This is a genomic window from Chitinophaga sp. 22308, assembly GCF_052045305.1.
GTDB lineage: Bacteria > Bacteroidota > Bacteroidia > Chitinophagales > Chitinophagaceae > Chitinophaga > Chitinophaga varians_A.
The window spans coordinates 527658-540520 of the sequence record NZ_JBQEOP010000006.1; the positions used below are offsets into that span (position 1 = coordinate 527658).

General features: G+C 49.8%; 13 protein-coding genes and 1 riboswitch. Of the genes, 4 read left to right on the plus strand and 9 right to left on the minus strand.

Going from position 1 to position 12863, the window contains the following annotated elements:
• Positions 1-12: 12 nt before the first annotated feature.
• Positions 13-1602 (plus strand): beta-N-acetylhexosaminidase, encoded by a 1590-nt coding sequence (locus ACTJJS_RS25845; RefSeq protein ID WP_440666170.1) that lies wholly within the window; start codon positions 13-15, stop codon positions 1600-1602.
• Between the two features lie 125 nt (positions 1603-1727).
• Here the strand turns inward: ACTJJS_RS25845 and ACTJJS_RS25850 are convergent, their stop codons facing one another.
• Positions 1728-2366: a hypothetical protein gene (locus tag ACTJJS_RS25850; protein WP_440666172.1), complete on the minus strand. Its 639-nt coding sequence runs from the start codon at positions 2364-2366 to the stop codon at positions 1728-1730.
• A gap of 3 nt (positions 2367-2369) precedes the next feature.
• Positions 2370-2546: a hypothetical protein gene (locus ACTJJS_RS25855; protein WP_168874445.1), complete on the minus strand. Its 177-nt coding sequence runs from the start codon at positions 2544-2546 to the stop codon at positions 2370-2372.
• Positions 2547-2823: 277 nt separating this feature from the next.
• On the opposite strand from ACTJJS_RS25855, the gene ACTJJS_RS25860 reads away from it, so the two are divergent.
• The gene (locus ACTJJS_RS25860) at positions 2824-3102 is read left to right on the plus strand and encodes a hypothetical protein (protein ID WP_440666174.1); all 279 of its coding nucleotides are present in this window, start codon (positions 2824-2826) and stop codon (positions 3100-3102) included.
• A 43-nt stretch (positions 3103-3145) separates the two neighbouring features.
• Here the strand turns inward: ACTJJS_RS25860 and ACTJJS_RS25865 are convergent, their stop codons facing one another.
• From ACTJJS_RS25865 to ACTJJS_RS25875, 3 genes are read right to left on the minus strand one after another with little or no spacing between them, the layout of a single operon-like run.
• Positions 3146-3817, minus strand: a complete 672-nt coding sequence (locus tag ACTJJS_RS25865; protein WP_440666175.1) for an MgtC/SapB family protein — start codon at positions 3815-3817, stop codon at positions 3146-3148.
• A 49-nt stretch (positions 3818-3866) separates the two neighbouring features.
• Positions 3867-4730, minus strand: coding sequence for a pirin family protein (locus ACTJJS_RS25870; RefSeq protein WP_440666176.1), 864 nt, complete (start codon positions 4728-4730; stop codon positions 3867-3869).
• Positions 4731-4741: 11 nt separating this feature from the next.
• On the minus strand, positions 4742-6028 hold the full coding sequence (locus ACTJJS_RS25875) for a hemolysin family protein (RefSeq protein WP_440666178.1): 1287 nt from the start codon (positions 6026-6028) through the stop codon (positions 4742-4744).
• A gap of 204 nt (positions 6029-6232) precedes the next feature.
• Between ACTJJS_RS25875 and ACTJJS_RS25880 the strand changes: the two genes are divergently transcribed.
• Complete coding sequence (locus ACTJJS_RS25880; RefSeq protein WP_440666179.1) at positions 6233-7210, plus strand: sulfite exporter TauE/SafE family protein; 978 nt, start codon at positions 6233-6235, stop codon at positions 7208-7210.
• Between the two features lie 14 nt (positions 7211-7224).
• Here the strand turns inward: ACTJJS_RS25880 and ACTJJS_RS25885 are convergent, their stop codons facing one another.
• Positions 7225-7554: a NirD/YgiW/YdeI family stress tolerance protein gene (locus tag ACTJJS_RS25885; RefSeq protein WP_168874539.1), complete on the minus strand. Its 330-nt coding sequence runs from the start codon at positions 7552-7554 to the stop codon at positions 7225-7227.
• Positions 7555-7701: 147 nt separating this feature from the next.
• Between ACTJJS_RS25885 and ACTJJS_RS25890 the strand changes: the two genes are divergently transcribed.
• Positions 7702-8913 (plus strand): dicarboxylate/amino acid:cation symporter, encoded by a 1212-nt coding sequence (locus ACTJJS_RS25890; protein WP_440666181.1) that lies wholly within the window; start codon positions 7702-7704, stop codon positions 8911-8913.
• On the opposite strand, the gene ACTJJS_RS25895 is transcribed toward ACTJJS_RS25890, so the two are convergent.
• The 3 genes from ACTJJS_RS25895 to ACTJJS_RS25905 all read right to left on the minus strand — a co-directional run bounded on the left by ACTJJS_RS25895 (position 8864) and on the right by ACTJJS_RS25905 (position 12614).
• Complete coding sequence (locus ACTJJS_RS25895; RefSeq protein ID WP_168874537.1) at positions 8864-10042, minus strand: trans-sulfuration enzyme family protein; 1179 nt, start codon at positions 10040-10042, stop codon at positions 8864-8866. The two genes, ACTJJS_RS25890 and ACTJJS_RS25895, sit on opposite strands and share 50 nt — an antisense overlap.
• Positions 10043-10217: 175 nt before the next feature.
• A riboswitch (SAM riboswitch) is annotated at positions 10218-10328 on the minus strand.
• A gap of 71 nt (positions 10329-10399) precedes the next feature.
• Complete coding sequence (locus tag ACTJJS_RS25900) at positions 10400-11320, minus strand: NAD-dependent epimerase/dehydratase family protein (RefSeq protein ID WP_440666183.1); 921 nt, start codon at positions 11318-11320, stop codon at positions 10400-10402.
• A gap of 64 nt (positions 11321-11384) precedes the next feature.
• On the minus strand, positions 11385-12614 hold the full coding sequence (locus tag ACTJJS_RS25905) for a YdcF family protein (RefSeq protein WP_440666184.1): 1230 nt from the start codon (positions 12612-12614) through the stop codon (positions 11385-11387).
• Between the last annotated feature and the right edge of the window lie 249 nt (positions 12615-12863).

The window sequence follows — 12863 nt, forward strand, 5'->3', positions numbered from 1 at the left end:
TAAAATACATATATGCTCAGATTTCAATCCATGGTCATCAGCAGCTGCCTGTTGCTGGCCGTGACTGCCAAAAAGTTGCAGGCACAACGCCTTATACCGCAACCCACGCAGGTAACCGCTACCACCGGCATTTTCAAACTCTCCGGTACGACCGCCATCGTAGCTGGCGCCAGTACCGGAGAGGCTAAATACCTCCAGGAAGCATTTAACAACCGTATCCGCCTGAAGCTTCCGTTACAACCTGCCGCCCAAAACAACTATATCCGTTTATCACTCAATCCGAAGCTAGACTCTTCCCTTGGTAAGGAAGGCTACCTCCTGAAAGTTACGCCTGCCGGAGCCACTATCACCGCAGCCACCAACGCCGGAATATTTTATGGCGTACAATCCCTCCAACAACTTATCCACTATAATGAGACTAACGGTTTCACTATCTCCGGCGTGGAAATAAAAGACAAACCCCGCTTTGGCTGGCGTTCCTTTATGCTCGACGAAGCGCGCCACTTTAAAGGAGCAACCGCCGTTAAAAAGCTGTTGGATGAAATGGCCGCACTGAAAATGAACACCTTCCACTGGCATCTGACCGATGACCAGGGCTGGCGGATAGAGATCAAAAAATATCCCCTGCTGACGAAAGTGGGCAGTCACCGCGATTCTACGCAAACCGGCAGCTGGAACAGCACTGTTTATGACGGTAAACCGCATGATGGTTTTTATACGCAAGACCAGATCCGCGATATTATTGCCTATGCCACCGCCCGTCACATCACCATTATTCCTGAAATAGAAATGCCCGGCCACTCTGCTGCGGCCATCGCCTCTTATCCCTGGCTGGGCACGCAACAGGCGCCTATCAAAGTACCGGGAAAGTTTGGCGTACACTACGATGTATACAATGTGGCAGATCCAAAAGTAGTTGGTTTCCTGCATGATGTACTGGACGAAGTGATGCAGCTCTTCCCTTCCAAAGTGGTCCATATTGGCGGCGATGAAGTGAAATACGACCAGTGGAAAGCCGATGCCGGCGTACAGGCCTATATGAAAGCGAATCAGCTGGCCACTCCCGCAGATCTCCAGATTTATTTCACCAATAACATTTCCACTTACCTTGCTGGCAAACAACGCCGCATGATGGGCTGGAATGAGATCATGGGCGCCAAACTGCATGAATACAACGACACCAAAGACGTGGGCACTACACAGCTGGCCCCCGGCACGATCGTACATTTCTGGAAAGGCGAACTTAAACTGATCACCGATGCGGTATCAAAAGGATACGATGTGGTCAACTCCTACCATGCCGCTACGTACCTGGATTACAACTACGAACAGATATCACTGGAAAAGGCATATGCCTTCGATCCTATTCCTGCAGGGCTGGACGCAAAATACCATCACAAAATTCTGGGCACAGGATGTCAGATGTGGGGAGAATGGATACCAGATGAAATGTCCATGGAAGAAAAAGTGTATCCCCGCCTCGCGGCTTATGCAGAAGACGGCTGGACACTTTCGGCCAATAAGAACTACCGCGAATTTGAGAAGGCCCTGGCAAACTTTTATGCCCGCTGGAGCGAACATAGCATCTTCTATCACCGGTAAATAACATTTACGGATTTGGGGATTTTTTGATTTTGGGATTTTGAGATTTGTAAGAGCGAAGATTATATGATAATCATTTCGTTAAATCCAAAATTCCAAAATCAAAAAATCTCTAGATCCCTAAATCAGGATTTGCTCTTCAGCGTATAGCCGTTACCGATTTTCACCAGCTGATAACGGATGATCTTCCTTTTATCCGTCGTCAGGGCCTGGCGCTGACCTTCCTCGAAGGCCGGATACGTGCGTACCAGTTCGCTATTTTGAATATAAAAAGAATCTCTTCCCTGGTAGTCTTTTGCGTTCAGGCTGTCGATGTCACCAGTATTGATTTTTATCGCTCCTTTCTTTTGGACCACAAGGCCGTATACTTTTCCGTTGAGACTGGTGCCGGTAGAAGTATTAAAAACGTATACCTCCGGTTGCCCGTCCTTATCGAGGTCTGCTACCGCCACGCCGGCGATATTGCCTTTCACGTCTTTTTCAATGATGGTGTCCATACGGCTGGAATCCTTTACGTTGCCTATACCAACATAGAGGTTACGCAGCGTACCGTCGCCGCGGGTAGACACACTAAAACGATAATCTTTAAAAGTAGTGTCCAGTTTAAAAGTAGCCCTGTTTTCTGTTGGTGCAGGTGTTGGCGGCCTGGTACTGTCATTGGCCTTGTCCTGCTGATTAGCCTTCTGCTCAGTCAATTGGTTACAGCCTGTGAAAGTGGCGGCCAGACAGCTGCAGGCCAACAAATACATTACATGCTTCAACATAGTTTATCGTTTATGTTTGGATGATTTGTGCGCCTTTCGGTTGTGCGTGGTATCTGAACCTTTAAAATCCTGTTCCTCGTTTTTACGGCTGTCAAGGTTGTCCCGTATTTCCGGCTTGGGCATATTGCTCAAAGGCATCTGCTTGCTCTGATGTGTATTTTCACTTCTTGTACTTTTCATAACCTGTATTTTGAGGTGAATAATACAGGACGTGCTGCAAATGCAGTGCCTTAGTGCCGGATTTACCACAGGTAGCGCTTTCGAAGCTCCGCCATTGTCACTCCCCTTCCCCTGAATGACGGCCAAAATCCACACTGTGGGCCTGGTTGGTCTCTGCAAACAGATTTTGAAGTGGTGGCCACAACAGGTCATTTTCAATATTTTATGCCTGTCCGTGCCATTGGTGCAAAATCCAGCATGATATTGGTCATCTATCTACTGACAAAAAATGAATTTTATGAAGAACCTTCCTGCTACAATTGGACTCATGATCGTATTGTTTGTATTTTTTCTGTTCCAGGGCAACGCCGACCGTACGCTACAGGCTAATCCCATGAATCAGGATGAGCTGGTGAAACAGGCCGGGTACCAGGAAATCCTGCAGGATACCTTTCCTCCCAGAACGAGGGATACTATTAATCCTGCCCGTAAAATGAAGAAGGAAAAAAAGGAGATGAAAAAAGACATGAAAAAACATCAGAGAGATAGCTCTTACAAAAAAGATTCGATCATGTAAAGTAATTTACCGCCCTGACAATTGTCGGGGCTTTTTTATGCTTTTACGCGCTCCAGGAAATTTCCTTTACTCCGCTGTCGGCCTGTATTTCGGCTACCAATGCAGTAAATGTGGTCTTGTCCAGATTTTTAAAGCGGATGCTCAACAGAAAAAGCGTGTCTGTTTGTTCAATATTACAACCGATGATAGAGAGGGTGCTGTTGTGAAAAAGGTTGTTGATCAGTTCTACCGATTTACTTCTTTCGAAGGTGACAATGCGAATGCTTTTATGTTCAAAGCGGGAGAGGAATTTTTTTTCCAGGGGTTGCAGTGCCCACAGGATAATAATGGCGATCACGGTGGCGGTTAGTGCGGCAAAATACATCCCGCCGCCAGTAGCCAGTCCGATGGCCGCTACCGTCCAGAGCCCTGCTGCGGTGGTAAGGCCTCTGATGACGCCTTCTTTCAGGAAGAGGATGGTGCCTGCCCCGATGAAACCAATGCCGCTGATCACCTGCGCGGCCACCCTGGAAGGGTCCAGTACTACGTTGGGCTTGCCGAGGATATCTTCAAAGCCGTAGGCGGAAACCATCATTGTGAGCGCGGCACCTACGCATACCATCATATGTGTACGCAAACCGGCAGCCCAGTCTTTGCGTTCCCGCTCCAGGCCGATCATGCCACCGAACAGGGCGGCAAGCGAAAGCCTTAACAGTATTTCCGTCCATGGGATCATACTATTAAAGTTACTGTATTATTCTGTAACAGGAATGGCTGTACGTTGTTTACGCCTCCAGTGTGCCGAAGAGGCCATTTTTGTAGTCGGCGATGGCCTGGTCCACTTCTGTGGCCGTGTTCATGACGAAGTTGTCTTTGGCCGCTACCGGCTCATTGATCGGTTCTGCGCAGAGATAGAGTATGCGGGTTGTTTCTTTGCAGGTGATCTGAATATCTTCCGCGGCATCGTCCCTGTCAAATATCACGAGGTGATAACCGTTGACCGCAGTACCATTGACCGTAATTTGTCCGTCCACCACATACAGCAGTGTCCAGTAGCCCGGCGTAGCTTTGAGCGTAACGGATTTGCCGGCCTGTATAGCACCCCAGATGGCGATGATGGGAGTGAAATTTTGCAGCGGGCCGGTTTTGCCTTCATAGTTACCGCTGACGAGCGTCAGCTGCACTCCGTCGGCCTGGGCCACGGCTGGCATGTCTGCGCCTTTTACATATTGATAGTAGGGATCGTCGCCTTTACGGGCAGCCGGTGCATTGAACCACAATTGCAGCAGTTCATAGTTGCCGCCTTTACGGAGAAAATCTTCAGAGGGACCTTCGCTGTGGAGGATGCCTTTGCCGGCGAACATCCATTGCACGTCACCGGCGGTGACCGTCATGGCATTGCCTGCATTGTCACGGTGATAGCCTTGTCCCTGCAGCATGAAGGTTACCGGTGAAAAGCCACGGTGCGGATGCGGGTGCAGCCTTTCTGCCGGAGCGCCCGGTGCATAGTATTTTGCCGGCATATGGTGCAGCACAATAAACGGGCTGGCGAAACGGAACTGCGCAGAGGGCAGCGGTTGCCTTACCACTTCCGTGTCGGTAATATGTTTTTCCCGGCCTTCAATCACGTGCAGGACCTTCTTTTCCATATGGCAATATTTTATCGGACCAACTTTAAGCGTGCTTTCTCAACGGAGCTTCTGAACATCTTCAGGATCAGCACTTCGTAATTTTCTATGACCAGCACCTCTCCTTCTCTCGGGATGTTACCATGGATATAGTTGATTAAACCGGAGAGTGTTTCATAATGTTCACTTTCGGGGAGTGGCACCGGCAGCAGCTCATTAATATCAGCGAGATACTCATGGGCGTCCACCAGGTAGGTGTTTTCGTCCTTTTTCTCTACGATAGGGGTTTCCTGGTCGTGTTCATCCTGGATGTCTCCTACCAGTTCCTCGAGGATGTCTTCCATGGTAACGATACCTTCCGTATCGCCAAATTCGTTGGTCACCACCGCCATCTGGAGGCGCTGGCTCTGGAAAGTGCGGAGCAGGTCCTTGATCTTCATGCTGTCAGGCACGTAGAAGCAGGGCTTGAGGATATCCTGTATGTTGGTGAGCGTTTTTTCCAGCACGCCCTTAACGAGGTCTTTGGTATAAATAACGCCTTTCAGTTCATCAAGGGTATTGCTATACACCGGGTAACGGGAATAGCCGTCTTTGATCACCTGGTCTATCAGTTCCTGGAAGGGTTTGCTGATATCGAGGGCGGAGATGTCTTTGCGGTGGGTCAGGATTTCTTTTACGCGGCTGTCATCGAATTCGAACACGTTCTGGATCAGTTCGCGTTCGGTTTCCTCGATAGCGCCGCCTTCCTGGCTCTCGGAGATGATGAGCTTCAGTTCCTCTTCCGAATGGATTTCAGACTCGCCTACAGGCGTTAAACCGATCAACCTGAGGATGCTGTTGGCCAGGCCATTGAGCAGCCATATAAACGGCCGGAAAATAACGAAAAAGAACCGCAGCGGTAGGGCCACTGTCAGGGTGGTGGGCAGCGGTTTCCGGATGGCCATCGATTTGGGGGCCAGTTCACCGAAAACAATGTGCAGTATGGTGATGGTCAGAAAAGCTACCGGTATGGCGATGTTATGCGCTGTACTTTCCGTCATCCGGATGTGCAATGCGTCCATCAGCCGCAGGATCAGGGTAGTTACGACAGATTCGCCGACCCAGCCCAGGCCGAGGGAGGCCAGGGTGATGCCCAGCTGAGTGGCCGCCAGATAGCCGTCGAGGTTACCCAGGATATGTTTGGCCGCCGTTGTGGCCCTGTTCAGGCCGCCTTTGCTGTTGATCTGTGAAGAACGTACTTTCACGATGGCAAATTCCGCCGCTACAAAAAATCCATTTAATAAAACTAGAAAACAAGTCAGAAAAACCTGCAAAAGCATGAATGTGGTAATTGGTTCGCAACCCCAAATATAGGTAAATCAATTTTTATGCGTCTGTTTTTCTCGCAAAGCTGCATACGCAAAGACGCAAAGCAGAAAGAGCGTCCCTTTGCGCTTGCATAAAAAAAATTTCACACAGTAGTCTACTAATTTCATAGAGTTTATGTATTTTGTGGACAAATTAGGCTGGCTCATTGTTTAAAAATGGAGAAACAAACAACCACAATAGTCACCACAGTGCCTGCGGACGAAGCAACACTGAAGCCCCTGCTGGTTAGCGGGGCGGTGACTGGCGGCGATGCCGCCGCAGTAAAAAAGCAGCGATGGATTTATTGGTTGACAGGTATTTTACTCCTGACGATAACGCTTGCCCTGGTCTGGTACTTTGTACCGACGTTCAGGGTGCATGTGGAAGACGTGCCGCTTACTTTTTACTATTTCCTGGCGGCGGGCTTCCTGTTTGCCATGATTGACGGCGCCATTGGCATGTCTTACGGCATAACCTCCACAACGTTTTCCCTGAGCATGGGCATTCCGCCCGCTTCTGCCAGCACGGCGGTGCATATATCGGAAATCCTCAGCAATGGCATTGCCGGATGGATGCACTTCAAAATGGGCAATGTCAATAAAAAATTGTTTAAAATCCTGATCATCCCGGGCATTGCCGGTGCAGTGATCGGCGCCTACCTCCTCTCCTCTCTCGAACATTATTCGATGTACACCAAACCGGTGGTATCGTTATATACCCTGATACTGGGCTCTATTATCTTTAAGCGGGCTATTCAGGCACAACGCGCCCAACATACCGGCAAAAAAATAAACCGTATCGGGCTGCTGGGCTTTGGCGGCGGTTTTATCGACGCCATCGGCGGTGGCGGATGGGGCTCTATCGTGCTGTCCTCTCTTATTGCGGGCCGCAGGCACCCCCGTTTTTCACTGGGCACGGTAAAGGCTACCCGCTTTTTTATCGCCATGCTAAGCTCCCTCACCTTTGTGGCCGCACTGTCCCATGTTCACTGGGACGCGGTACTGGGACTGGTCATTGGCAGCGCCGTGGCTTCTCCCATTGCAGCCAGGGTGTCCAATAAGATTTCTGCCAAAACCATTATGATGGCGGTGTCCATCATTGTGATCGCGGCCAGCATCAAGAGCATCTACAGCTTTGTGTTTAAGCTATTGTAATCTACCATCTGGTTCTAATCATGCGTTACAGGCCGGTTAGCCGTCAGGGTGACCGGCTTGTTGATTTCATACTGTACCCAGGCTTCGACGATCACTTCCTCCCTGTCGCTGAACGGTTTGCCGGGCAGGAACTTATCTGCAATATCCACACGGATCTCGGCGGTACGGTCTTCCAGCAGATAGGTGGTTTTACCGACCTTTTCGGTGATGTACCCTTTGATTTTTACTGTCGTACTGTCGTAAGTCAGCTGCCGTGCGTTTTTCAGGACTTCTCCTATCGTATAGTACTTATGCTGGGCAAGAAAACACAACGGTAATAATAAACCCAGTAACAAACATTTCATATGGACGATGTTGGTTTGATAGTGTAACAAGCGGGAGGGCCAAAAGGTTACACGTATAGGCGGTAACGTTGTCTTACCGTCTAAAATTCATATTTAAATAATATGCGTGAAATGTGCTAGCTTTCGGGAAGAAATAAATTTCCATACATGGAAGTCCTCAAGAATTACCGTGGTATATTCCTGCTGCTGGGCGGAATTATCGCAGGTTCCATAGCCGGGGTGCTATTGGGGCCAAAGGTGGAAGTGATCAAACCGATTGGTGATATTTTTCTCAACCTTTTATTTACGACTGTCATACCGCTGGTATTTTTTGCGATCGCGTCTGCCATTGCGCATATCGATGCGTCGCACCGGCTGGGAAGGGTATTGGGCGTGATGTCATTGGTATTTCTCAGCACATTGCTGATTGCTGCTTTTCTGACTATTGTGGCCGTCTGGATATTTCCCATTCATCAGAAAGTGGTACTGACGCCTGTAACAGATCATACCAGCGCCGGCACTTTTGGCGAGCAGCTGACACGGCTGCTGACGGTCAGCGAGTTTTACGAGTTGCTTTCCCGCAAGAACATGTTACCGTTCATTATCTTTTCGGTACTGACCGGTATGGCTGCCATGCGGGCGGGGGAACGGGGCGCCTCTTTCCGGCGTTTCCTCCACTCCGGCAACGAGGTGATGAAAGACCTGCTGGCATTGCTGATGAAGGCCGCCCCCCTGGGGCTGGGCGCTTATTTCGCCTATCAGGTAGGGACAGTGGGCCCGCAGCTCTTTGGCACCTATGCGCATTCGCTGGGCATCTATTACGGCTTCGGCGCTCTTTATTTCCTGGTTGGCTTCAGCTTCTATGCCTTTGTGGCCGGCGGTTTCAGGGGAGTAAAGATTTTCTGGAAAAACAATATCGTTCCCACCCTCACTGCTGTAGGCACCGGTAGCAGCATCGCCACTATTCCGGCCAACCTGGAAGCGGTGCCCAGGATGGGGGTGCCGGCATCCGTAGGCAACGTGGTGGTACCGTTGGGCGCAACGTTGCATAAAGATGGTTCAAGCATCAGCTCCATCATTAAGATGGCGGTTGTTTTTGCCATGTACGGCAAAGGTTTCGACAGTGTCAACGTGATTGTGATGGCACTGGGCATCACCGTCATCGTGAGCATTGTGGAAGGCGGCATTCCCAACGGTGGTTACATCGGGGAGCTGCTGGTGATGTCGGTATACAATTTCCCCCCGGAGGCGCTCCCGCCGCTGATGGTGATCGGCACCCTGGTAGATCCGCTGGCCACCATTTTAAACGCGACGGGAGATAACGTAGCCGCTATGCTGGTAACCCGGTTTCTGCCAAAGCGGGCTGCGGTAAGTGTTTAAAGGCCTGCTCCAGGTCGGCGAGCAGGTCGGTCGCTTCTTCCAGGCCTATAGACAAACGTATCAGGCTGTCGCTCACACCGGCAGCCTTTCTTTTTTCGGCCGGTATGGATTTATGGGTCATGGTAGCTGGATGGCTCACCAGGCTTTTAATACCGCCGAGACTTTCAGCGAGTTTAAAATAGTGGGTGGATGTCACAAAAGCGGTAGCTGCTTCTTCGCGGTCGTCTTTCAATGAGAAAGAGATGATGCCGCCAAAGCCCTTGCTCTGTTGTTTGGCCAACGCATGGCCGGGATGGGAAGGCAGTCCCGGATAAAACACTTTATCCACTGCCGGATGTTGTTCAAGGTATTCGGCGACGACCTGTGCAGAGGCCACATGCTGGCGGATGCGCAGGTGCAGCGTTTCAATGCCGCGTATGAGCAGGAAGCTGTCGAACGGTGACAGGATAGCGCCACAGGCGTTCTGATAAAATTTAATCTCCTCTCCCAGCTGTGGCGTTTTAGACACTACCACACCGGCGATCAGGTCACTGTGGCCGCCCAGGTATTTGGTGGCGCTGTGAATGACCAGGTCGGCACCAAGGGCCAGTGGCTGCTGCAGCACCGGTGACGCAAACGTATTGTCCACACAAAGGAGACAGTTACTTGCCTTGGCAATACGGCTGATGGCCGCAATATCAGAAATCTTCAACGTAGGATTGGTGGGTGTTTCCAGCCATATAAGGCGTGTCGCCGGTGTAATGGCCTGGAATACCGCCTGTGTGTCGGCCGTGTCCACATAGTGCACTTTGATACCGAATTTTTCATACACTTTATGAAAGAGGCGGAAAGCGCCGCCATAGATATCATCTACCGCCACAATTTCATCTCCGGCTTTCAGCAGTTTGATGACAGCGTCTATGGCTGCCAGGCCGCTGGCAAAGGCGGAAGCGGCTGCGCCTCCTTCAAGTCCGGCGATGATTTTTTCTGCTGTTTCGCGGGTGGGGTTGTTGGACCGGGCATAGTCATAACCTTTGTTTACACCGGGAGCCTCCTGTACGAAGGTGGATGTCTGGTAGATGGGAACAGCGATTGCGCCTGTTTGCGGATCTACGGGAATAGAATGGATCAGTGATGTGATAGTGCTCATCTGTACTTGTTTTTTAGTTTGATGAAAAATGAATAAACAAGTTCTATGCAGCGCCCATCAAGAGATTTGGTTATTGTGTTATTTTACTATAGTCATTAAAATAAAAATGCAGCGGGTATATATCCGCTGCATTCCTATAATAAAATATCTAAATGAAATAACAATCAAATGTAGATACTTATCTTTCCCGGCAAAGCCGGGATGGATGCAGCACCTTTCATCAGTGCCATGATGAAGGTTGCTAAGGTATCGTCGGGCCATTTCCCTCCTCCTTTCTTGATAAGCGATTAAAAGAACTGGTGCAAAGATAGGACACAAATTCAAACTACCAAATTTATTTCCTACAAATTTTGTAGACTATTCATATTGCAGGGTAAGTTTAACACCTTCTTCATAGGAAGTAGGTTTTACCTGAAAGTGTTTTTCAAATTTGGACGAATCGAAAATATAGGGATAGTTGCTTTGGTACAACATCTCCCCCAGTTCGCGGATGGTGGAATCGAAAAGGCCGGAAACAGCGATGAGGAAGCGGTTCAGCTTCATATACTTTGGCTTAACGCCCATCTGGCGCGCGATCATCTCCATATATCCTTTGCCGTCCGGGGCCGGATTGGCAGTAGGCAGATGCCATACCTGGTTCCAGGAGGAATCGTCCTGGGAAAGCAGGTAAAGTCCTTTGCCGGCGTCGGGGGTGAAGGTGTAGCTATGGGTGACGTTATCTTTGCCCAGCCACATGGCGGAACTTTTCTTTTTGAATTTGTCGATGATCAGCAGGTTGAGGAAGCCGGTCTTGTCTGCGCCGGGGCCGTAGAAGTCCGCTGCCCTGGCGATAGTGGCCGTGATGTTACCGGCTTTGACTTCTTCCATTAGTTGCGTGGCAATAGCGGCCCGGATTTTTCCTTTTTTGCTGACAGGATTGTAGGGGGTGGTTTCTGTCATCGGGCCGTTCACTAACCCATAAGAATATACGTTATCGAAGAAGATCAGTTTAGCGCCTTCCGCTTTACATGCTTCGATGACGTTGCTCATGATGCGGGGCCATGCAACGGCCCATAGTTTATGGTCATATTTCAGTCCGGCCGTGAGGAACACGACAGTAGCGCCGGCCACCGCGCGGCGGGTTTGCGCGGCGTCAGTGATGTCTGCGGCCACCAGGTCGGTGATGCCGGCAACAGCTTGAGGAGAGCGGCTTACGAGTCGTACCTGCTTTCCGTTTTTTACCAGTTCTTTGGCCAGTTCATTGGCGATTACGCCACCGGCGCCGAGGATAGTGTACATGAAGTTGTGTGTTTTATGAATAACAAGTGTGACGATTCATCATGGTACATACTGTGGTCCGCGATCAGGGATCCAGCGGGTCGAGTGAGTTGGCCTGCAGCGACTTCAGATCTGGCATAAAAGAAAGGAAGTTCAGGTCGGCCTGCTGCATGTCCGCCGCCGGCTGATAGTTCAGTTCTTCCTCGCAGCGTTTGCCGAAAACCGGGCTGGCCACGTAATACAGTTGCAAGGCATCAGATACGCACAGCATCCGCTTTTCCAGGGGCATGCCGCTTTTCCAGGCAATGCGGACAGCATTGCGGACATTGGTAGTGGTATGCCGTGCATGAGGCTCCACAATAATCGCATCGGCCGGTACTTTCAGTTCGCTGACCATATATTTTTTCATCTCCACCGCTTCTGCGTAGGGTGTTCCAAATGGATGCACGTGGCCACCGGAAACGATGATAAAGGGAGCTTTCCCGCTATGGTACATCTCAGCCCCAATGCGGCAGCGGTTTTTACCGGCATCACTGATGGACGCCTTGTCTCCCGGGCCGGCGCCTGGAATAAGCAATGCGGAGTAAGCATATTTGTTCCAGTCGGCCGTCTTCACTTTCGTGTAGGCGTCTTTGTTAGTTTCCTCCAATGGCATGTACCGGGCGCATTCATCATGTTTGTTCAATACCAGCAGTCCCACTGCCACTGCCAGCGGCGACTGGAAAAACAGGCTGTTGGTGGAGGTACTGCGGGCAACGGAAGTCATTAATTTTGTCAGCGCCTGTTTATAGGCAGGGCTTTCCACATAAAAAGAAGCCGAGTCGATTTTAGGGTAGCGGAAACCCTTATTGGTCGTATAGGCGTTGAGGATATAATTCACTCCATGGGCGGCGTCCTGCCAGGCTTTTGTGAGCAGCGTGCTGTCGGGTTCAGTGGCATATAACTGAAAAAAACCTGAACGGCGCATATGTTGCAGGAGTGTGCCCATTTCCCGCGGATGCTGTTGCAGCATCCTGGCGAAGCAGGCATTAAAGCGGGCGATAGTGGCATCGTCAAGTTGTATGTCTGTCGGACGATGTGCCGACTGCAGCTTACCGCGATAAATATTGTTCCACCGTATAAAGCTGGTGTCTTTCAGCACCAGCCTGTTGACTTCCGGCAGGTGTTCCAGTAGGGTAAAGAGGTAAAAGTTCCTGTTTACGATTATGTTTTTTTCCTGTAGTTGCCTGTAACCAGGGTCTGGTGCGGGAGTTTGAGCGGAGGCGGCCAGTATGCTGCTGCATAAAGGGACTATTATCCATGCGTAATAATTCATAATCGTCCACGAAAGTGTTATTGTTTTAGAATAGAACAGCAAAGTACAAATTACCTTTAAATAACATTTACTTGAATATAGAATTTAAAAAATCAATAATACATTTCCAATCATAATACATATTTCAATAATTTAAAATTACATACACACCAACATATTCGCCATAAGTGGCTTTTACCACCAATACGGAAAATGAGTTAATTTCACCGCGCCGGAGAGTCACATTCACTCTTTCGTGCCAACTTCCAA